Here is a 23,593-nt window from a genome sequence, read left to right on the forward strand (position 1 = left end):
GAGCGAAGTCGAACCACATCTCCCGGTTGGTGAGCGAAGTCGAACCACATCTCCCGGTTGGTGAGCGAAGTCGAACCACATCTCCCCCCACTCCCTCATTACTCTTCACTGGTTTGTTACCATTGACTGTTGATTATTGACTTCTGGAGTCAGGGATTCAGATGTAATTTGTCGTGGATTAAGTATATATAAAAGACCAGAAGATGCAGCTACTAATAGTAGAATGTAGGTAACGATAAGAGGTATGTATGTATTTGGTTTGTTGTCAGAATTATTATGATCGTTCTTGGGGTCTTGGCGGACTACATTGCTTATAAGAGTATGTGATAAAGCATTTCCATCCAGTCCTAAAGCATCTCCATAGCGACGGATGAATCCTTGAAGAAAAATAGGCTCAGGTAATTCTTCAAATCTTTCTTCTTCTAAAGCTTGCAAAACACCTGCTCGAATCAGTGTTTGAGCGGCAATTTCTTCTATGCGTATGGATTTTTCTTGTCTTACTTGTCGCAAATGTGTGGTTATTTCCTTTAGCTGCTCTACTTGAGCTTGGTTTAAGAGCGTCACTGTCTTCTCCTCTATGGGCTAATTCTACTATTCATATATTGAGAAGACTTAAAACAGCACACGTATTTTTACTGAATATTTGATTTTCGTAAATTATTTTGAGAAGAGTTGAAGTCCAGACTTAAAAATGCTAATGCTGCAAAAATACAGTATATTCACTGTTATAATATATACTTTTTATTAAAAAATTAGGGCATGAAAGTTAATAAGCTGCAATTTATAATACAAGTATTTTATAACTCAATACAGTTCAGTTAAGCCTCTCTTTCTTCTCTCTGCGTTCTCTGCGTCTTGGCGGTTCGTTAAAAAATTGACTTTGGAACCAGAGTTTTAGCCTTAACCCAAGCGTATTGTTTTATAACTGCTACTCTGGGCTGGGATAGTTGTAGCGATCGCTATCACCAAAAGAGGGAGCAGGGGGCAGAGAGTAGGAGATGTGGTTCGACTTCGCTCACCAACCGGGAGATGTGGTTCGACTTCGCTCACCAACCGGGGGATGAGGGAGAGGCAGAGGGGCAGGGGGAAGGGTGCAGAGGAGAAAGATGTAATTTTGTATTCTCTCCCTTGCCCCCTGCTCCCCTGCTCCCCTGCTTCTTCTCCATGCCCAATGCCCAATGCCCTCCCAGCATTAGAATGTGCTTGCCGTCGGGCGGACAATTATTTCATTGATATCGACATCATCCGGCTGGGATATGGCATATAAGACGGCTCTAGCGATCGCATTTGGGGTCAGTGCGGTTTTGCGGAGTTCTTTCAAGAAGCCTTTTGCTGGTTCGTCCGTGATATCAGAGCCGAGTTCAGTCTCAACCACGCCAGGGGATATTATTGTCACGCGAATATTTTTCGATTCTTGACGTAATCCATCGGATATGGCCCAAACAGCATATTTTGTCGCGGAATAGACCGCGCTGGTAGGCCCCACCATGTGCGCGGCGATGGACGCGGTATTGATAAACTGTCCACCGCCTTGCGCTTCCATGATTGGTAAACCAGCAGCAATACCATTCAAAACGCCGTTGATGTTCACATTAATCATGTTGTCCCACTCCTCGACTTTCAGAGCATTCATCGGTGATAGGGGCATTACACCTGCATTGTTAAAGATGACATCGACACGATCAAACTTATCTTTAGCGAAGTGAATGAACGCTTTCATATCCTCACGATTCGCAACATCCACCGCTTTGAATTCTGCTGTGCCGCCTTGCTTGCGGATCTCCTCAACAATCTTTTCTAGCTTTTGGGTGCGCCGTGCCCCTAGAACAACTTTTGCACCATTTTTAGCGAGTAACTTAGCGGTGGCTTCACCGATGCCGCTACTAGCTCCAGTGATAGCAATGACTTTATTTTCTACGTTTAACATGGTTATTTTTCCCTCTGTTGAGGTTAATTTAAATTTTGGATGTGTTCATCGTATGAGTAAGGACAAAAGTTTAAAATACACAGACCTCGCGCTTTATTGCCTAATTCTCCAAATCGATGTTCTACAATGCCTAGAAGAGGATGATTAAATTAATCAAAGAACATTGTGACGATCAAAACCATCAACCAAGTCATAAACCAAAGTGCGATCGCTCATCAATGTCAAAAATTGGCAGCACTAGTCACTCGTCACACCGATGGCAAAGGGAACGGTTTTCATAAAACAGCTATTGAGCAGCTGGAATTTCAGCGAGAATCTTCTGTTTCCACCACACTACAGGGTGTCTGCGAACCTATCCTCGCTATCCTTGTTCAGGGCAAAAAGGAAGCGTTGCTGGGTGAGGAAACCTATCGTTATGGCGCGGCTCAATATCTGGTAGTCTCGGTTGATTTGCCATTGAGCGCGTTTATCGTTGAGGCAACCCCAGAGCAACCCTATTTAGGATTCAAGCTGAATCTAGATCCACGTCAACTCTGCGATATTATTACTGCTCAAGCCAGTGTGATTGAGGATAAGAAGAACTCTGTCAGAGGCTTATTTGTCAGCACCGTTGATGCACCGTTACTCGATTGTGCTATGAGACTGACACGGCTTTTGGATACGCCACAGGATATCCCGATCCTTGCACCGATGATTATCCGCGAAATCTATTATCGCCTTTTAATCGGTGAACAGGGCGAAGCTGTCCGCCAGATTGCGACATCTGGCAGCAATATGCAGCGCATCGCCGAGGTGATAAAACTCATCAAGGCTGATTTTACAAAGCCGATACGGGTTGAGGAGCTAGCTGAACAGGCAAGTATGTCTCTTTCATCTTTCCATCACCATTTCAAGAAAGTGACATCGATGAGTCCTCTTCAATATCAAAAGCAATTAAGACTATTAGAAGCACGTCGCCTGATGCTTGCCGAAAACTCCTATGCAGCCAATGCTGCCTATAAAGTTGGTTATGAGAGCCAATCACAGTTCAGCCGCGAATATTCCCGTATGTTCGGTGCGCCGCCGATGAGGGATATTGAACGTTTACGTACAGCCTAATCATACAAGGTACATCATAGTCCCTTACTTCAAAAATCTTCATCAAAATTTTATTCCGATATATCGTGATATATTCCGATATATCGTATATTAGAGAAAGTTGATTTGAGATTGATTTATGTTTAGACACTTTCGTTCACGCTTTGGTACACCTGCATGGGCAGGAGTTAACGAAGACGATTTCTTGCTTGTCAGGTCTTGGTTTGGGCATGGCAGGCATCATGGTAGAGAGCATGGCAAACACTTTGGTAATGAAATGTTTGGTCGTGCTTGGGGAGATGAACATCGCACTCGTCGGGGTGACATCAAGTTCATCCTGCTGGAATTGTTATCCGAGCATCCTAGTCATGGTTACGACCTGATTAAAGAGATGGAAACTCGTTATGGTGGTTTCCGTCGCCTCAGTCCTGGCTCAGTGTATCCAACACTTCAATTGCTGGAGGAAGGGGGTTATCTCAAGAGCGCCCAGGAAGGTGGCAAGCGGATTTATACGATTACCGATGAAGGTAGACAATTATTAGCAGAACGTGCCCAACAAGAAACTTCAGATACTCCTTGGGATACCGTCAAAAGTTTCGTGAAAGGTAAGCCCCAAGAGTTTATTGAGTTGCGGAATGCTGCAACAGAATTAGCTGCTGCTGTAGTGCAGGTTGCTCGTAGTGGCAATATGGAGCGAATAAATCGGGTGCGTGAGCTTTTAGAGCAAGTTAAACGGGAAATTTACGCGATTCTGGCGGAAAAATAAGTAGAGACGCAAATTTTTGTGTCTCTACTCTCAATATTCTCAGATTTTGCGCTTATGGGTTAGAAGCGATCGCACTTAAATCTTGCTCGATGAGTGAGTTGAGAAATGTCCACAACTGCAAATCAGTAAAATCTGGAATTGCCATAAATGCGCCGACTGACTGCAAAACTTGGGGATCGTGGGTTGAGGCGATGCCAATAGTGCGGATATCTGCGCTCACCGCCGCCCGAATCCCAGAGGGAGAGTCTTCTAAAGCGATCGCTTCTTCTGCTGAAATCGCCAATTTATTCAGGGCGGCTAGGTAGGGTGCAGGGTCAGGTTTACCTGCAATACAATCATCTGCTAAAACAACCGTATGGAAAGCTTCTTTTATTCCCAATACCTCTAGCATAAATTCTGCATTTAATCTAGGGGCATTAGTTACTAATGCCCGCTTTAATTGATGTGTCTCCGTCCATGCTAGTAGTTCAGAAAATCCATTTAGTGGTTTAAGATTCGAGGCGAGTTTGCGGAAAAGCGCCTCTTTTTCGTCTGCAAATTTCTGCCCTTCTGCTATTGATAATTGTGGCAAAATGTCCTTAACAATTTCTGGATTTAGCCGCCCACTAATTCGGGATTTATAAAATGTTTCGTCAATTTCTATGCTGTAATTTAACAGCATTTCCTGCCAAGCTCGGTAGTGTATAGGGTCAGTGTTGACAATAGTGCCGTCGAGGTCAAACAGAATTGCAGCCAGCATAGTTTTTTGGTAGAATGTAAATAATTGTTAACTTAATTTACATAGTTTACATGGTTTTTTTGCCCTTATACAGCGCAAAAAGCTATAAATTAATCTGCTAAATCCTAAAATCTATACTGGATAAGCAATGTCAAGGTAGACAGGTAGAGCTTCTCAAAAAACTACCGTATAATTGATAACCTTCTGTGTAAGCAAATGCTAGCCGCTACAAATTTTTTTCGCGTTGATGATTTATTGGTGCAGATTTACAACTCTGAAGTCGAAATGGCCGAAGATGTTGCCGAAATCGCCCAAAAGCATTTACAGCAAGTTCTCAAACAACAGGATATAGCTGCTGTATTGTTAGCAACAGGTAACTCCCAACTCAAATTTCTCGATGCTTTGATTGCATTGGGTGGTGTAGATTGGTCACGGATTATTCTGTTCCATCTAGATGAATATTTGGGAATTACTGCTGATCATTCTGCAAGTTTCCGGCGCTATATGCGAGAACATGTAGAGAAGCGGGTTGCTCCTAAGCAATTTCATTACATAGAAGGTGATACATTGCAACCAGTCGCAGAGTGCGATCGCTACACTAAACTATTGCAAGCACAACCAATAGACCTATGCTGTCTTGGTGTTGGCGAAAATGGACATTTAGCTTTTAACGATCCAGCAGTAGCAAATTTTCAAGATCCTTACAGCGTGAAACTAGTGAAACTGGATACAGTGAACCGCCAGCAACAAGTAAGCACAGGTCACTTTCCAAATCTAGAAGCTGTTCCACAATATGCTTTTACTGTCACCATCTCGGCAATTTGTTCAGCTAAAAAAATTATCTGTCTGGCTCCAGAAAAACGTAAAGCGAATGTAGTAAAAGAGATGTTGCAAGGAGCAATAAGTACAGACTGTCCGGCTTCTATTCTCCGTCAACAATCACAAGCGACGTTATTTTTGGATGTCAATTCTGCTAGTTTGCTGTCGTGAAGACGGATTGGGGACTAAGTATTTGGGAAATAACTGTTTTAATCCACAATGCCTAATGCCCAATTCCAGCAATTACGTAAATGGTGAGATATAGCGCTTCTCAGTTGAGTGCAATACAGACCTAACAAGAACAGCCCCTTCCCTACTAGCGTTGGGCAGGGTGGTTTCATACGAAAAAAGAAAAATACATAAGTCTTGATTTCTCATGTAAAACCATAGATTTTGATCCCTCTCCAAACCTCTCCCCGAAAGGTCAAGAGGCTTTGAAACCCAGTTTTAGTTTTTCTCTGGTTGTATGAAACCACCCTGCCTTCCCTACTAGCGTTGGCGAGTAAGATTCCATTCCTCTCTCCTTTTAGGAGAGAGGAATGGAAGTGAGGTCAGACTGTATTGCTTCCATTCGAGAACCGCTATATAATCCTACCAAACACGTACTGTTAGCAGTATTGACTGCTGCTATCAACAGAAAGTGCATCCCCCTCCTAGCACCAATCCCAAAAAACCCCAAGACCTTTTCTTAGTATGCGGACTCCAAAGTTTAGGGCAACATTGTGTTGCAGTCCTAAAGGAATACGATGTTAAAGTCAATGCCATTGACGATGTACAACCCGAACATTGGGAAGTCCCAGAAGTACCAAGCTTACTAGAAAAGTTAATCATCGGAGACTGCCGCCAGCCAAGTGTTTTAGAGCAGGCAGGTATAAGGGAATGTCGTTCAATACTTTTAGTCACAAGAAATGAGCGGATAAATATAGAAGCCGCCTTTGCAGCACGGCGACTTAATTCGCACGTTCGCCTGATTGTACGTTCTGACAAACAAAATTTCAACAAACTTTTGTACGAAAACTTAGGCAATTTTGTTGCCTTTGAGCCTACCCATCTTTCCGCTCATGCCTTCGCTTTAGCATCTCTCGGCTCTGAAGCCATTGGGTATTTTACCTTAGAAGGGCAACTATTGCAAGTAATCAAGCACCAAGTACAAGCGAAGGATAGTTGGTGCAATGGCAAGCCAGTACATAGACTCAATCTCACAACTCGCCGCATTTTGAGTCACACAACTGTTTCATCCGATCCACTCAAAGAATTGTTTGGATGGAACCCAGAAGCAGAAGTGCAAGTAGGAGACACACTTGTTTACATTGATGTTGCATACGAACTGGCTTTCTCTGAGCAATATACAAATAAATCTCATCGCCAAAGGTGGCAGTGGCAAGAGTTTCTTCAAGGCATCACAGCGAAGAATCTTAAGCAGAAAATAGGACAATTTTGGCAATCTTACTACCAAAGCCAAAATCAAGTCCGGCGAATTGCAACAATCTATGCGATTACCGTACTTATCCTGTGGTTCGTTGGAATAATTCTTTACCGCTTATATTATCCTGACATTACCCTGCAAGAAGCCTTCTATGCAACAGCAATCTTGCTCTTGGGAGGATACGGAGATTTATTTGGCGGTGTTGAGTTTAGATCGCAATCTGAACCCTCAGATCATATCCCTTGGTGGTTGCGGTTCTTTAGCCTGGGAATGACGTTGACAGGTCAAGCTTTCGTGGGAGTATTATATGCACTGGTGACTGATGCTCTTGTTACTTCAAGATTCCAGTTTTTCAATTCTCGTCCTCCCATACCACAACGCAACCATGTAGTGATTATTGGCTTAAATCGCTTGGGACAGAGAGTAGCTGCTCTTTTGCAAGAACTCAATCAGCCGTTAGTGGGAATTCATACTACCACTCTCGACCAAGATACTTTACCAGATATGCCCCTGATTATTGGCAATGCTACCGAAGCACTAACTAAGGTGAATCTCTCCCGTGCTAAAAGTATCATTTTAGTTGGGGACGATAATATGGAAAATCTAGAAATTGGTTTAATGGCTCATGCAATGAATCCCGCCACTAGCTTGATTCTCCGCTCTCAAGATCGCCATTTTAGTGATAATATCGCCCCTTTGTTTCCCTATGCCCAAGTTCTATGTGGCGCAGCTTTATCTGCGGAAGTCTTTGCTTGTGCTGCCTTTGGGGAAAATGTTTTGAGCTTGTTTCACTTGAGTGAGCAAATAGTTATGGTGACGGAATACAAGATTGAAGAGGGTGATACCCTGAATGGGTTGCTTCTATCTGAAATAGCATCTGGCTACAGTGTTGTGCCGATTCTCTACCATAAATATCGGCGAGACAATTACTCGTTGATGCCCTGGGATGATGTTAAGCTTTATGCTGGCGATCGCTTGATTGTTTTAGCCACAAGCAGTAGTTTGCAGCGAATCGAATGGGGTGAAATGCTGCCTCGCCAATGGAGCGTGCAGATCGAAAAAGCTCTGACTACAAATGCTATTATCTATGGTGTTGAAGAAATCGTTTTGATTACAGGATGTAGTTTGGCTAATGCTAGGCAATGGATGAATAATTTGCCTGGAGTATTGCCAATACCACTTTATAAACATCAAGCTCAACGTCTGGTGCGGGCGCTAACAAAAATACAAGTTTTGGCAAATGTAATCTTCATTGGGCAAGGCAGTAGTTCGACTTCAGGGACTGACAAATAAAAAAATACTCAACTACTTCTTGTGGAGTGGACATCTTGTCCGCTCTTGGCTATGGGCGGACAAGATGTCCACCCCACAAGATTGGATAATTTATTTCTTGGAACTCCCTGAGCGAACTGGGATGTAATTATAGGGGTGCAATATCAATAGACATCTCCAGAAATAAAATATGCGTTATCCAGAACCCTTGTAGAGACGTAGCAGTGCTACGTCTCTACATTCTTTTTCACCAGATGTCTAATATATTGTGCCCCTATTGGTCTAACCTGAAGTTGACAAAAATGAAGGCTGTACGCTTCCTACAGTGTGGTGAATACTATCTAGGACGAGTACCTGTTACTTCATTAGGATCGCTATAAGCCCGGACTTTATCACGATTACGAGTCAAACCTGCTAAACCTAGTAGACCAAATAAACCTAGCCAACCCCAATTGAAACCGCGATCGCTAGTTCTTTCAGAAGTTGTAATATTCCTGTTAGTACCTGTTGTGTCAGTCCCTGTAGTTCCAGTCCCTGAGCCAGTACCTGTGGTTCCAGTACCATTCAGATCAGTACCTGTGGTTCCAGTCCCAGAGCCAGTACCTGTAGTTCCAGTCCCAGAGCCAGTTCCTGTGGTTCCAGTCCCAGAGCCAGTTCCTGTAGTTCCAGTACCATTCAGATCAGTACCTGTGGTTCCAGTTCCTGAGCCAGTACCTGTGGTTCCAGTACCATTCAGATCAGTACCTGTAGTTCCAGTCCCAGAGCCAGTACCTGTGGTTCCAGTCCCAGAGCCAGTACCTGTGGTTCCAGTCCCTGAGCCAGTACCTGAGCCAGTCCCAGAGCCAGTTCCTGAGCCAGTACCTGTAGTTCCAATCCCTGAGCCAGTTCCTGAGCCTGAGCCTGTAGTTCCAGTCCCTGAGCTACTGCCACTACTGGAACCTCCACTGCCTGAACCTCCGCTTTGGGCAAAAACAGAAGGAGGTAAGGATACAGAAGCGAAACTGATGGCAAAGACAGTAGCCAAAACAGTTTTAGATAAATCAAAAGGCTTCATGGTCATGGTTTCTTTTATGTTTTAGATTTCTGTGATTGATTGATGTTCAAAATTGATGTTTTCTACTCAATCCACGTGCTATGGCTTTTCCTAATCAAATGAGGTACTTCATGGCCCCCTCCCCGCAAGCGATGAGGGAGTTGGGGGTGAGGTTTTTGTACCTCACTCAATTGGGAACCGCTATAAGTTAGGTAAATTTTGACAACCAAGATAGATTCAGAGTCTTTTACTTAGTTTGTGTTGGAAAAATTGAAATTTGAAGCTCCCCTAACACATGAATATTTGTCATATTCAAACTAATTCATAATAAGTAATTAGTTATTTATGATTGAGAAGTTACGACCAAAGCCGCTTGTTCACAAACGAGCTAGGAATAACGATTAATACTTACTCATGTAAAACTATCTCTATTCACTCGCATTCTACCTTTTAATTACTTATTACGAATTGTTTTTTCATTCTTAATTAAGATAACAGCTAGCTTTTTGTCGTGCTTCTACCATAGGAGTAAAACTAATTCTATCGCAGGCATGAATTTTACATCAATTAATTTTAGTCTATGAGCGTGAAAGTAACGAAACGTTTTGCAGCTTACAATTAGATAAGCAGCACTCAAGATAAGCACAATCTTCACACTGGATATCTTGCCCTGGATTAGCACATCCACAGGGGGAGTTCACAAAACATTCAGAAGGATCTTGAGGTGTCAGAGATTTTTTAAATATAAGGTATAAAGCTGCTTCTTGTAAACAAAAAATTAAATCTTTAACCATAAACTTTCGTACTAATCGTAATGAATACAACGATTTTTTTTTTTTTCGATGAGTTTATCTGTTTTTCGTTATTGAGATGGATATTGATAAAATTAAGCAACTAAATGCTGGCAAAAAGGTTTAAGACTAAATTTTCAAATACCCTATAATATTATTTCACCTGAGAACTTATAACTTCATACTCCAGATGTGTCTTACTCTAGACTTAAGGAATATTGTTTCACTATAATGACTAATACAAATTCTTTACCCTGTACTTCTCTACTGAATATTTGTACTAAAATTAAACTAAAATAGTATTCCTAAAGACATATTCAGGTTTTACAGGCATTTAGTTATCATCCATTTGGTAGATCACGAAACCTCTTTTACCAGATAACCATCTTCCATCTGAATTATGCGATCGGCAATATCTAAAATTCTGTTGTCGTGAGTGACCATTAAGATAGCACAATTCTGTTCTTTAGCTAGTTTCTGCATTAGGGTGACAACATCTCGGCCTGTTTTACTGTCTAAAGCAGCTGTAGGCTCATCAGCTAAAACTAATTTTGGATGACTTACTAAAGCACGAGCAATTGCTACCCGTTGTTTTTGTCCCCCTGAGAGATCAGATGGGTAATAATTAACTCTATTCTCCAATCTAACGGCATTTAGTATAGCTTCTGATTTGCTGCGAGCTTCCGATTCAGGAATATTTTTGTGTAATTCTAGCGACATTTGAACATTTTGTCTGGCTGTTAAGAAATCTAATAAGTTATGAGCTTGAAAAATATACCCAATGTGACGGCGTATTTTAACTAATTGCTCATTACTAGCTCCAGAAAGCTCTTGACCTAAAAATTTAAGGCTTCCCTCTTGGACAGACCGTAACCCACCAATTAAAGTCAATAAAGTTGTTTTTCCTGAACCTGATGGCCCAGTCATAATCACAATTTCTCCAAATTTGATATTAAAATTAATATCGAACAATATTTGACTTCGTACTTTTTTCTCGCCGAAGTAGTGATTCAGATCATTAATACTCACAATAAACTTTGTTTTCATGATTTTCTCAGATATATATGACTGATATTTGATTTTTGCGAAGCTAGGTATAACTCAAAGAGCTTTATTGTCTATTGCCTATCTATCGCACTTGCGCTTCACATGCCACGCTACGCGAACAGAAATCAAAGCGGACTGCTAAGTAAGTTGGCGTGAAAAACCCAAGTATGTTACGAAACATAAATAGGCTTAAAGCCCTTACAAATGAAAAATGACCAATGACAGCCCTTGCCAGTTAGCTTTAATTGCGCCAACCTACTTGTGTCAAATTAAAAAATATCTGCCGGATCTACATTTCGGAGTTTGTTTGTAGATAAGAATCCAGAAGTTAAGCACATTAATGTTGCTGATATCAATACTAGAATGGCTTTATCTGTACTCATAATAACTGGTAATTTAGTAGCATTTTTAGAAATATCATATAGGGCTATAGATATAGCCAAACCAGGAACATAACCTAGAGATGCTAAGATTAAAGCTTGTTGAAAGACGACACTTAATAGATATTTGTTTTTGAATCCCATTGCCTTTAAGGTTGCATATTCAGTTAAATGACTAGAAATATTACTATAAAGAATTTGATAAACAACGATTACACCAACAACAAAGCCCATTAATACCATCAAATTAAACACAAATCCAATGGGTGTCCTAAGAGACCAATAGGCTTTTTCCAAAGCAATAAAGTCTTTGCGAGTAATTACTTTTACGTCTTTGGGTAGCTTGGCTGATAAATCTGCCAAAACTTTTTGGGGATTGGCATCAGGTTTGAGTTTAATTAATCCTATATCGATCTTTTGTACTGGACGATCTTGAAAGATTCGGAGGAAAGTTGAAGAACTAACGATTAAATTTCCATCAACCCCAAAGGAAGGACCTAGACTAAATAAGCCACCAACTTTAACTTTGTAACCAACTAATCCACTGTAGCTAAATATTTCAACTTTTATAAGTTTACCTTGTTCAAAATCTTTAGCGATCGCTCCAAATTCTGGACGAGAATCGCGGTCAAATAAAACGATATTAGGAATTCTAATCAAATCAAGTTTTTCTTCGATATGCGGAAACTTAAAAATTGATTTAACTGGATCAAATCCCAGGACATACAATGGAAACTTTAGACCATTGTTGGGGTTTTTGAATTTGGCGAATTGCACATATAAAGGGCTAACTGATTCCACACTATCAAAACCTAATACTTGATATAAATGCGAACGAGGAAAGCTCTGATTTGATGTTAAAGATTTATATTGGGCACTGATTAAAAATAAGTCTCCTTCTAGATTCTTATGCAATTGCGTAGCACTGTCATAAAGAGCAGCTTGAAAACCAATTTGCATAAACATGAGAACTGCAACAAAAGCAATCCCAGCCAAAGCTACAATAAAGCGAATTTTTTGTCTGGCTAGTTGTAGCCAAGCCAAGGGGATATTGAGAATCATTTAGTAAACCTCAAGGATGGAAATTAGACTAAATTAAGAAATAATGCTTGGTTAAAATCAATAGTTTCTAGAAAATTACGAATTATTATTAGGCAAGGTAGGGACGTTCAATGAGTTAACAAAGCTTTCTTTAGAAGTTTTAAATATCAATCATTACCTCCACCTGTAAATCAGTCAGACCAGCAACTCGCTGGTTATCTTGAAGATTATCAATACGAATTTTTACATCAACTATTTTGTTATCTGTGTCTGCTTGAGGATTGTTATTAAAGATATTTTGTTTGCCAACTTGTAAACCAATATCTGTAACTTTTCCTCGTAATTTACCTGGTAAAGCATCGCTAGTAATAATCGCCGACTGACCTATACGTACTTTTTTAACATCAGTTTCATAGACTTCTGCTACCACATACATCTGTTGTGTGCGACCTAAATCAGCTATTCCTGTAGTGCCGATAATTTCTCCAGGCCAAGTATTAATTTTCATGATTTGCCCGGTTATGGGCGATCGCACAATACTTAAATCCCACTCTGCTTTAGCCTGGTTAACTGAGGCTAATGCACTTTCGACATCAGCTTGTGCTGCTGCTATATCGGTAGGACGAATCTCAGCAATACTCTTGAGTCTGGCTTTGGCCTCGATTAACTGCTTTTGAAGAGTTTCCATAGTGCGCTTGAGAGAAGCTTTAGCTTCATTGAGTTGTTGTTGAACTGTATCGACTCGCAAACGTTTAGTATCTGCGTCTGAGGCTGAAATCGCACCATCTTTATATAACTGCTGATATCGCTGATTTTCGCTTTCAGCATTTTGCCAATCAGCCTCTAAGCGAGCGATCGTTGCTTCTTGAGCAGAAGTTTCTCCCCGCAACTCAGCTTCTAAACGAGCAATGGTTGCTTTTTGTGCAGAGATATCTCCAGCTTTTGCGCCAGCTTTTACCTGGTTAAGACTAGCTTGGGCAACTAGGACTTGTTGTTGGGCTTTTTCTAAAGCTGCAAGACGAGGAAAGTAATTGTCAAGAAGTGCAACTACTTGCCCCTGTCGCACTCTGTCTCCTTTGTTTACCATAAGTTTTGTTACCCTAACACCCCCTTGAGACTCTGGGGCTGATAGACGAATAACCTCTCCTTGAGGTTCTAAACGTCCTAATGCTGCAATAGTAGTCATTTTAGGAGAACTACGTGGGATAGCGAGAGGCTGCACTTTTGAGGACAACTGAAATCGTGAAAAGGTATAGAAAGAGACTGCACCAGTAGCTACAGTCATAGTAGTTGCTAATATAACTGGCCACCAAACTACAGGTTTAATGAATAGTTTGATGAATGACTGTTTTTGTTTTTGTACCATAATTACCTATTCCAAATTAGCGATGTTTGAGAACAAGGTCTTTCCGAATTATTTAGAAACAACAGAGATGAAATTAGACCTTATATCATGTCAAGATGAACACTCTAATTCAGCTTAAAGCGGGTAAAAGTAACTATTTTGAATTAGGGGATTAAGCCCCGCTTTTGAAGTTAGGGTGTACACACAAGTAGAATTACCCCCCTTAATCCCCCCGATGCATTGGGGGGAAACAGGAAATCTAGTTCCCTCCCCTTTATAAGGGGAGGGTTAGGGTGGGGTAAAACCTTGGTTAATCAGCTATTTCAGACTTATGTATACACCGTAGCTTTTGAAGAGGGGTTGGGGGGATATCCCAAAGCTAGATATTACTAACATCAATCATATTGATTTATAAATCTGTTAGTAAATCAACTTTTGATGAAGCCGTTTGGTACTTTATGTATCTAGCCAAAGGTAGCTTTATTTATTAAGGACTGCCTCTTTTTTACTTTTAACGATCGCCAGATATTCATTGCGAGTTCCATCTATCCGATAGTGATCGCAAATTTGGCAGAGTTTCAAGATATCCAATCGACTAAATACTTTTTGATGCTCAATGCCGTTGTCATTTCTCCACCGCCAGAAAGTTGTCCGATCAATGCGGCGATTAATTTCAGGCCATCTTCTTCGAGATAAAAAATCTACCAGTTCCTCTTCATAAAACGAGTAGCCTTTTGGTAGCTTCAGGAGTTCTTCTCTTAACTCAATTAGCGGGATGAGTGGATCTAGCTCAGATAGTCTCATGCCAGCAAACCCTTATATTTTCGTGACAGTCTAATTATGCAGAACGCTTCATACAATACGGATCATTGCATTAAATCACATTGTCATACTGCGCGTTTATGAATGTATGGAGTGACCAGGTAATCAGGTGAATTTATCTTTTTATTCTCCCTATCTATGTATCTCTCCGCCTTCTTCAACAAACAGTATTGAACTACATTATTTAATCACTTACGATAAACTGATTGATACTCAATTGCAACCTATATGCAACATTTGTAAAGAGAAATAGCTAGTAATATAATCGATACAACTTATAAAAAATAGTTGCGATTTTTGACCACTTTCTAACACTTTTATGTCCTCGCTGTTACTCAGCATATCAAAATAACTCTTTGCCTGATGATGGGTCTGTTGTTCACTAGGGTTTTTCATTCTTTAGATATAGTTGCTAGTGGTTATTGTTACATTGCAAACAAAATTACTTCTTTGGGAATAAAAATCCTTAAAAAAATATCTTATTGATTGATACATAATGTTTAAAAAAAATAAATCAACTTTTGGATAGATGTAAAAGCTATAGTATTAACTCATAAACCTTTATCTTGTTTAATTAACGATTCTCTCTATTTCTCAATAAGTAAATAAATTAATAAGAGCCTAATATTGTTGATATTTTAATACTTTTGATCAGCATTTTTAGAGTAGGCTGTAATTACTAAAATGAAGATATATGCAATTTATATGCAATTCGAGTAATGTGTTTTTGTTATGTGACATACTAATTGAAAAGAGTTTTAATAGTTATGTGAATGACAGCGATCGCCCCCCAAAGACCCTAGATAAAATGAAACTACAGCGATTCATGCTCTCATTGCCAAGCTTTGATAACCAGCGACTGATTTTTCATGCAGCTCGCCAGACTCTTCGCAAAGCTGAGATGGCCCGTGTTGCGGTGCGTGAATGGCTCAATCAACATGATTGTGAGCTAGAAGAGTGGAAAACAAAAAAAGCTTCTGAGCTTGGAATTAGTATTAGTAGGCTTGAGGAAAATCTATTAGCTGCTGCTCAAAATCAGGCGATAAGTAATAAAGGAGACGACAATTTGAATTCCGAAAACGATTCTGTGTAAGTTTATATGTAGGTTCTGATTCACTTACTCAATTACAATCAGTAAATGTGCTTTCCTAAGCTGATTCTGAGAGTTTGTACTAATCATTAAAGTTGTTAGAAAATTATAAGTACAAGCTTATTTACTCAGCAATTTTAATGAAATGAACCGCAGAGGCAAGGCAGCGCGGTCTTGGGGGTTTCCCCCATGAGCAACTGCCGCACGAAAAACACAGAGTCAGAGAAAAAAGAGATCGGGCTGATAGGCTACTAGTACCGTTATTGAGATGGACTAATAAATTATGCCCAACAACATTTTACGTCTCAAGAGCTATACCGTTGTATATAAGTTGCATATCAATTGTAATGGAGACTTAAATAGTTTAATATTAACTACAAGTGATAAGTTGAGATGTTATCTGGATGAAAACATCCAATTTATATCTGATAAACAACTTATGTTGTCACGTTGAAGCCATTTCTAATTTAGAGCAATTCCTTAGCAAAAAAAGAAATCTGAATTTTACATTTAGATTTCAGAATATCCTCACTAAAATCTCTTGAAGTCTTGTTTATGGCTTCTGAACCTCAAGTAAAAGCATATCGCTTACCATCAATAGCCCCTAGCCTTACCTAAAAAGTAATCGAGTCTTTCTCTATTTGTAGAGATCGTAATTTTATTATCATCTTTACATTTCCAAGATCCAATAGTGAAGAAAAAGTCATGACTGCTTCTAGAATTGAAGCTGTTTTAGCACAGTTGCAAGAAGAAGTTAGCAATTGTGAACAGGCTCTACTCAAGCTCATACAGGTGAAAAAAGTTATGGTTGAGAATGTACCATTAACCAACTCAGTAAATACACATCAGCAAAAAGTCGATATTGCGATTATTGGGATGGCTTCTATCTTTCCCCAATCAAAAAATTTACAGGAATATTGGGAAAAAATAATTCACAAAGTTGATTGTATTACTGATGTTCCCCCTTCGCGTTGGAGTGTAGAGGATTATTACGATCCTAATCCCAGAACGCCTGATAAAACCTATTGTAAAAGAGGCGGATTTATCCCGGATGTCAATTTCAATCCGATGGAATTTGGGCTGCCACCCAACAGCCTAGAAGTCACAGATATATCACAATTGCTAGGTCTGGTTGTTGCAAAAGCAGCGATGGAAGATGCAGGTTACGGCGAATCTCGACAGTTTAACAGCGATCGCTACGATCGCCTTCGCCAACGCACTGGTGTAATCTTAGGTGTGGCACTAGGCAGACAATTAGCGGTTCCTCTGACTTCGAGAATGCAGTACCCGGTTTGGGAAAAAGTCCTCAAAGGCAGTGGCTTATCTGACGAGGATACACAAAAAATCATTGAGAAAATCAAAAGTGCTTATGTACAGTGGGATGAGAACGCCTTCCCCGGTATGCTGGCAAACGTAGTTACAGGAAGAATTGCCAACCGCCTAGATTTGGGTGGAACTAACTGTGTAGTAGATGCCGCTTGTGCCAGTTCATTAGGTGCGCTCAAAATGGCAATGAGCGAGCTAATTGAGCATCGAGCCGATATGATGATCGCTGGTGGCGTTGACACCGACAACTCAATTCTGGCCTACATGTGCTTTAGCAAAACTCCTGCTGTTTCCCAAGGTGAAAATGTCAAACCTTTCGATGCAGAATCAGATGGGATGATGCTAGGTGAAGGTGTGGGAATGTTAGTCCTAAAGCGCCTTGAGGATGCCCAGCGAGATAATGACCGAATCTATGCAGTTATTAAAGGCATTGGAACTTCTAGCGATGGTCGCTATAAAAGTATCTATGCGCCACGTCCAGAAGGTCAAATGAGAGCTTTGCATCGTGCTTACGAAGATGCCGGATTTTCGCCTGCAAGTGTTGGTTTGATTGAAGCACACGGCACTGGTACTATGGCTGGAGATCCCGCCGAATTCTCATCTATAAAAGAAGTTTTTGGCGAAAACAATCCCAAAAAACAACATATTGCCCTGGGAACTGTCAAATCGCAGATTGGACATACAAAAGCTGCTGCGGGTGCGGCAAGTCTGATCAAAACGGCTTTGGCTTTACACCACAAAGTATTACCAGCCACGATTAATGTCACCAAACCGCATCCTAAGTTAGATATTGATAGTTCCCCATTTTATCTAAATACCGAAACCAGACCTTGGATTAGCGGCGATGACCAACCAAGACGTGCAGGGGTAAGTTCTTTTGGCTTTGGTGGCACAAATTATCACGTCGTTTTGGAAGAATACACAAGTCAACATCAGCAACCCTATCGTTTACACAAACCTTCTCAGTCGGTGTTGCTATTTGCGTCAACACCTGAAGAATTGTTGTCGCGCATTCAAGAAATTAGACAACAATTGCAATCTGATACGGGAGAACAGCTTTATACAGAATTGATTGCGGCTTCTCAATCTTTAGAAATTCCGGTTACAAATGCCAGACTTGGGTTTGTTGCTGATTCTCTCACTCAAGCTTGTGACTTGCTGCAAACAAGTATTGACTTGCTCAAAAGCAAGCTGCAAGCAGAATCATGGGAATATCCCCAAGGAATTTACTATCGCAAAACTGGCATAGTTACACAAGGGAAGGTGGTTGCCCTATTTTCTGGGCAAGGTTCGCAATATTTAGAGATGGGTCGGGAACTCTTAATTAACTTCCCTGACTTGGGACAGACTTATGCTCAAATTGATAGCCTTTTACGGGAAGACGGTTTGCAGCCCCTTTCAGAGGTTGTTTTCCCGAACCCTGTGTTTGATCTAGATCAAAAGACCGCCCAGATGAAGGTGTTGCAGCAAACAGAATACGCACAGCCGGCGATTGGAGCTTTTAGTGCTGGTTTGTACAAGATATTGCAACAAGCTGGGTTTAAGCCAGATTTCGTGGCTGGACATAGTTTTGGAGAACTGACTGCTTTGTGGGCTGCGGGAGTTTTGAGTGAGAAAGATTACCTTTTCTTAGTCAAAGCTAGAGGTCAAGCGATGGCTGCACCAAAAGATCCTCTGTTGGATGCGGGAGTGATGCTGGCGGTGAAAGGGGATGTAAATCAGGTTACAGAACTAATTCAGAATTTCCCGCAAGTCACCGTTGCTAACCTGAATTCTCCAAATCAGATGGTGTTAGCAGGGACGAAAGCTGAAATTGCTAATGTCCAGGAGGCTCTGAAAACTCAAGGGTTCTCTAGCATTTTGTTGGGAGTTTCCGCAGCCTTTCACACTCCATTAGTGGCTTATGCACAGCAACCTTTTGCCAGAGCAATTGAGAAAGTTACTTTTAATGCGCCACAAATCCCGGTTTATACAAATGTCACCGGGAAGCGTTATCCGAATGAGCCGCAAGTCATTCAAAAAGTCCTCAAAGACCACCTGAAGAATCAAGTGCTGTTTAAGCAAGAAATTGAAAATATTTATGCTGAAGGCGGTTACTGCTTTATTGAATTTGGGCCGCGAAGTGTTCTCACCAACTTGGTAAAAGATATCCTGGGCGATCGCTCTCATTTAGCTGTAGCTTTAAATGCTAGTCATCTCAAAGATAGCGATCGCACTTTGCGGCAAGCTGTTCTACAGTTGCGCGTTGCTGGCTTACCTTTGCAAAACTTAGACCCCTATCAATTGGAATACAAAATCCCAGAAGCTTCTCCAAATCAGTCCTTGAATGTGCGTTTAAATAGCACTAACTATGTATCGGATAAAACTAAGCAGTCCTTTGAAAAAGCTACGCAAAATGGGCATGAAGTGAAATCCACTGTTGTGATCGGTAATAAACCCAACTTCTCTCAAGCCACAGAGAAGGTTGCAGTTAACGGTCAATCCACCGTTGGCAATGGCAATAAATCTAACTTCTCTCAAGCCACTGAAAAGGTTGTAGTTAACGGTCAATCTACCTTTGGCAACGGCAATAAATCTAACCCCTCTCATCCAGCAGAGAAAGTAGCAGTTAACGGTGGAGTGAAATCTGTGCAGAATGGGCAATCAGACCAACTAGATATCAAATCTTTGCAATCTAGTCCAGAACTTCCTCTAAGTTATTTAAGAGCTATAGACAACTTAGAGTACACATTAATAGAGGTCAATCGCCATCAACATGATGTCTTGCAGGTTCATGAACAATCTTTGAACCATCAGACAGAATATACTAAAATTTTCTTCCAACTCATGGAGCAACAACATGAGTTATGGGGAAATGGTAAATTCAGCGAACCATATACAGAAACACAGCAACTCGTAGTTTCCAGTTCAGAGCGCAGCATCATGCGGTTTCACGATCATCAAACTGATAGCCTCCGCATCCATGAGCAATATCTGAACTATCAGCAAGAATACACTAACAACTTTTTCCAATTGCTTCAGCGACATTATCAACCGTCGCCCAGCAATACCAATCAACATCTGATACCGCCAGTCAATTATCAACCAAGTCCAGTAGCTCCACCAGTTGAAGAGGATAACCCTGTTCTGGAGACTGCACCGGTTGCTTTACCGAGTAACGGATTTGCCGCTAAATCTGAGCCAGTTTCAACTAATGGTAACGGCACAAATGGTAATGGTAATGGCGCACATCATCAAGCAACAGCAGTTCTGGATATTACTCCATTAAAGGAGAATACTGCACCTGTAGCATTTACACCCGAACCACCAGTAATCATCGATCAAGCTACTCTGAGTGAAACTCTAATTAACATCGTTAGTGATAAAACAGGCTATCCAACGGAGATGTTAGAGCTAACGATGGATATCGAGGCAGATTTGGGGATTGATTCGATCAAACGTGTAGAAATTCTCGGAGCGTTGTTAGAACTATATCCCAATTTGCCCAAGCCGAATCCTGAAGAAGTAGGACAACTACGCACACTGGCTCAAATAGCTGAGTATATGGGGAAAATTGCATCTGAGATTTCTGGCGCTCTGGTGAATGAGGCAGGGAGCAGGGAGCAGGGAGCAGGGGGAGATGGGGGAGATGAGGGAGATGGGGGAGATGGGGGAGTAACAGTAATACCTTCGTCATCTCCTCTATCCCTGTCATCTCCAGAGATTACTAACATTGTGTTCAATGTTGTTAGTGAAAAGACAGGCTATTCGATGACGATGTTAGATTTGTCGATGGATATTGAGACAGATTTGGGAATTGATGCTGTCAAACTTGCGGAAATTTTGGGAGCGTTGCTAGAACTATACCCTGATTTACCGAAGCTGAATTCAGAAGCATTGGCTGAATTACGTACCCTTGGACAAATTGTTGCATACATGCAAGCAGGGGAGCAGGGAGCAGGGAGCAGGGGAGAAGAGTTTTCACCCCGCTCCTCTGCCTCTTCACCCAATGCCCCATCCCAAATTCTTCGTAGTCCTATCAGACTCAAATATCTTCCCGAACCTGATGTTTTAGATTTCACCTTACCCGATAACCATATCGCCTTGCTTACTGATGATGGTTCTCTGACTACGGCGAAACTAGCTGAGACTCTCCTCAAGCACGGCTGCAAAACCGTTGTCTTAACTTTTCCTCCAACCGTGATTGCTAAACAATCTCCGTTACCTGAAGGGATTAGGCGTGTGCTGCTTACAGATTTGAGTGAGGAGCATTTGCAAGAACAGTTAGGAGCGATCGCTACTAACTATGGACAAATAGCTACGTTTATCCATCTGAATCCTTGCACTCACGACGATACAAGCAATCATGTGCGCTATCTGGAATCAGAAAAAGCCATTCTTCGCCATGTCTTTCTCATCGCCAAATATCTCAAAGAACCACTCAATCAAGCAGCACTTCAAGGACGTAGTAGTTTTATAACTGTGGCTCGTCTGGATGGCGAATTTGGACTAGGCCAAAAAACTAACTTCGGTGCAATTGGCGCTGGACTATTTGGACTCACCAAAAGTTTGAATCAGGAATGGGAATCTGTATTTTGCCGAGCGATCGACCTCAGCCCTGATTTAGATGCCGAAACATCAGCACAGTATATCTTCGCCGAACTTCACGACCCAAATCTATTAGTCGTGGAAGTGGGATATAACTCACAAGGGCGAGTAACCCTCGTGTGTGAACAGGAAGAACAAAAAAACCCAAAGCAGGAAATCGGAGGAATCCCCTTTGCACCCAGCACCTTCTCTTCCAACCTTTTCCCCATCCCTAATGCCCAATCCCAAGTATTTCTCGTAAGTGGCGGTGCGAAAGGGATAACGGCTCAGTGTGTGATTAAACTAGCGCAGCGTTATAAATGCAAATTTATCTTGGTGGGTCGTTCCGCCGCCGATCCAGAACCCGTATGGACTGAAGGTTATTTGGGTGAAGCAGATTTGAAAAAGCGGATTATGGATGATTTCTTCGCTAGAGGTGAAAAACCCACACCTGCAATGGTGCAGAAAAAGTTTAACGCTATTTCATCTAGTCGGGAAATTGCTACAACTTTACAAGCTATCAAGCAGGCGGGTGGAAAGGCTGAATATTTGCATGTTGATGTGACTGATGCGATCGCCCTTCAGGAAGAAGTTGCTAATGCTGTCAAGCGTTTTGGCCCGGTAACAGGAATTATTCACGGGGCTGGAAATCTAGCTGATAAGCGGATTGAGAAAAAATCAGTCCAAGATTTTGAAACAGTTTACACTGCCAAAGTTAAAGGTCTAGAAAACCTGTTGCGGTGCGTAACACCCGGTCAATTGAATTATTTAGTCCTGTTTTCTTCTGTAGTTGGCTTCTACGGAAACGTGGGACAGTCGGATTATGCGATCGCTAATGAAATTCTCAACAAATCAGCCCACCTTATCAAACGCAACCATCCCCATTCTCATGTAGTAGCGATTAATTGGGGCCCTTGGGATAGTGGTATGGTTTCTCCTGAATTAAAGCAAGCTTTTGCTGAACGGAATATTCAGACTATTCCTGTTGATATTGGCACAGAAATGTTAGTTAATGAATTAGCTAGCATAAATCAACAAACTGTGCAAGTTGTAATTGGGAGTCCCCTAGTATATATCCCAGAAAAGTTACCAAGCGAGTTGAAAACTTTTCGTATCCATCGACAGCTAACATTACCAGCTAATCCCTTTTTACAAGACCATGTAATTGCTGGTTATCCAGTTCTGCCAGCAACTTGTGGACTATTATGGATTGCTAACGCCTGCGAACAAATCTATCCTGGTTACAAAGCCTTCCTTTATACAAATTATAAAGTTTTGAAGGGACTAATCTTTGATGAAAATTTAGGAACTGAATACACTTTAGAATTGCAAGAAATTGCTAAACATGATATCAATGAAATAGATTTTGATGCCAAGATTTGGAGTAAAACTCCAGAAGGTAAAATCCGTTATCATTTTAGTAGCCAGATAAAACTGAAGCGGGAAATTCCTAATGCCCCTACACACGAATCCCTGAACTTAAACCAGGATCGTAAAATCACCGCTACGACTTCATCAATTTATCAGAATGGGTCAGCTAGCTTGTTTCACGGACTTACTTTTCAAGGCGTAAAATCTGTCTTAAATGCTACTCTGCAAAAGATCACTATAGAATGCTATTTGCCGAAAACTGAAGAAAGACAACAAGGACAATTCCCAGTCCAAACATTTAATCCTTACATTGCAGATGTGGAGATTCACGCATTTTGGATTTGGGCACAGCATTTTTATCAGGTAGCTTGTTTACCTTCAGAAATCAAGAGTTTTGAGCAGTTTATAGCTATCCCATTTGATGAAATATTTTACGTTTCTTGTGAAATAAAATCAAAGACAGAATCGGGTTTAGTAGTTGATCTAATCGCTCATAATGAGCAAGGACAAATATATAACCGGATGCTGGGAGCAAAGGGAACTATTTTACCCAAGCAATTAGATGAAATCTAAATAGACATCAGCCTCAATACTGCTCGGTTAAGAAGATTTGTCGGTTGGGTAAAACTTTAGTGTTACCCAACAAATCCTGAAAATGTTGGGTTTCGTTCTTCAACCCAACCTACATTGGAGTTATTTTTTAGGCTTAACAGAAGGGAGCATCCCAATTTTGCTAAAAGGCACAGGACTGGCACAAAAACCCTGTACAAACATCT

At 41.1% G+C, this 23,593-nt stretch carries 14 protein-coding genes; 6 read left to right on the forward strand and 8 right to left on the reverse strand.

Going from position 1 to position 23,593, the window contains the following annotated elements:
- Positions 1-105: 105 nt before the first annotated feature.
- Positions 106-564, reverse strand: coding sequence for a helix-turn-helix domain-containing protein (locus HWQ36_RS31890; protein ID WP_292710373.1), 459 nt, complete (start codon positions 562-564; stop codon positions 106-108).
- A 628-nt stretch (positions 565-1,192) separates the two neighbouring features.
- Positions 1,193-1,927 carry an SDR family oxidoreductase gene (locus HWQ36_RS31895; RefSeq protein ID WP_292710376.1) on the reverse strand — a complete coding sequence of 245 codons (735 nt, stop codon included), beginning with the start codon at positions 1,925-1,927 and terminating at the stop codon, positions 1,193-1,195.
- Between the two features lie 162 nt (positions 1,928-2,089).
- On the opposite strand from HWQ36_RS31895, the gene HWQ36_RS31900 reads away from it, so the two are divergent.
- Positions 2,090-3,025 carry an AraC family transcriptional regulator gene (locus tag HWQ36_RS31900; protein ID WP_292710512.1) on the forward strand — a complete coding sequence of 312 codons (936 nt, stop codon included), beginning with the start codon at positions 2,090-2,092 and terminating at the stop codon, positions 3,023-3,025.
- Positions 3,026-3,143: 118 nt separating this feature from the next.
- On the forward strand, positions 3,144-3,770 hold the full coding sequence (locus tag HWQ36_RS31905; RefSeq protein WP_292710379.1) for a PadR family transcriptional regulator: 627 nt from the start codon (positions 3,144-3,146) through the stop codon (positions 3,768-3,770).
- Positions 3,771-3,822: 52 nt separating this feature from the next.
- Here HWQ36_RS31905 and HWQ36_RS31910 read toward each other — a convergent pair whose 3' ends face one another.
- Positions 3,823-4,509: an HAD-IA family hydrolase gene (locus HWQ36_RS31910; protein ID WP_292710382.1), complete on the reverse strand. Its 687-nt coding sequence runs from the start codon at positions 4,507-4,509 to the stop codon at positions 3,823-3,825.
- Between the two features lie 195 nt (positions 4,510-4,704).
- On the opposite strand from HWQ36_RS31910, the gene HWQ36_RS31915 reads away from it, so the two are divergent.
- Positions 4,705-5,478 (forward strand): glucosamine-6-phosphate deaminase, encoded by a 774-nt coding sequence (locus tag HWQ36_RS31915; RefSeq protein WP_292710385.1) that lies wholly within the window; start codon positions 4,705-4,707, stop codon positions 5,476-5,478.
- Between the two features lie 469 nt (positions 5,479-5,947).
- On the forward strand, positions 5,948-8,026 hold the full coding sequence (locus tag HWQ36_RS31920) for a TrkA family potassium uptake protein (RefSeq protein WP_292710387.1): 2,079 nt from the start codon (positions 5,948-5,950) through the stop codon (positions 8,024-8,026).
- A 316-nt stretch (positions 8,027-8,342) separates the two neighbouring features.
- Here the strand turns inward: HWQ36_RS31920 and HWQ36_RS31925 are convergent, their stop codons facing one another.
- From HWQ36_RS31925 to HWQ36_RS31945, 5 genes are all read right to left on the reverse strand, one after another.
- Positions 8,343-9,065: a WGxxGxxG-CTERM domain-containing protein gene (locus tag HWQ36_RS31925; RefSeq protein ID WP_292710389.1), complete on the reverse strand. Its 723-nt coding sequence runs from the start codon at positions 9,063-9,065 to the stop codon at positions 8,343-8,345.
- A 1,121-nt stretch (positions 9,066-10,186) separates the two neighbouring features.
- Positions 10,187-10,879, reverse strand: a complete 693-nt coding sequence (locus HWQ36_RS31930; protein ID WP_292710515.1) for a DevA family ABC transporter ATP-binding protein — start codon at positions 10,877-10,879, stop codon at positions 10,187-10,189.
- A 266-nt stretch (positions 10,880-11,145) separates the two neighbouring features.
- The gene (gene devC, locus HWQ36_RS31935; protein WP_292710391.1) at positions 11,146-12,318 is read right to left on the reverse strand and encodes an ABC transporter permease DevC; all 1,173 of its coding nucleotides are present in this window, start codon (positions 12,316-12,318) and stop codon (positions 11,146-11,148) included.
- 139 nt (positions 12,319-12,457) lie between these two features.
- Entirely contained in the window at positions 12,458-13,663 is a 1,206-nt protein-coding gene (locus HWQ36_RS31940; RefSeq protein WP_292710394.1) for an ABC exporter membrane fusion protein, read from the reverse strand.
- Positions 13,664-14,122: 459 nt separating this feature from the next.
- The gene (locus HWQ36_RS31945) at positions 14,123-14,446 is read right to left on the reverse strand and encodes a hypothetical protein (RefSeq protein WP_292710397.1); all 324 of its coding nucleotides are present in this window, start codon (positions 14,444-14,446) and stop codon (positions 14,123-14,125) included.
- A gap of 844 nt (positions 14,447-15,290) precedes the next feature.
- Between HWQ36_RS31945 and HWQ36_RS31950 the strand changes: the two genes are divergently transcribed.
- Both HWQ36_RS31950 and HWQ36_RS31955 read left to right on the forward strand, forming a co-directional pair.
- Entirely contained in the window at positions 15,291-15,557 is a 267-nt protein-coding gene (locus tag HWQ36_RS31950) for a hypothetical protein (protein WP_292710518.1), read from the forward strand.
- A 702-nt stretch (positions 15,558-16,259) separates the two neighbouring features.
- Positions 16,260-23,390 (forward strand): type I polyketide synthase, encoded by a 7,131-nt coding sequence (locus HWQ36_RS31955; protein WP_292710400.1) that lies wholly within the window; start codon positions 16,260-16,262, stop codon positions 23,388-23,390.
- The last annotated feature ends 203 nt before the right edge of the window (positions 23,391-23,593 follow it).

This window comes from Nostoc sp. NMS2, assembly GCF_017115105.1.
Classification (GTDB): Bacteria; Cyanobacteriota; Cyanobacteriia; order Cyanobacteriales; family Nostocaceae; genus Nostoc.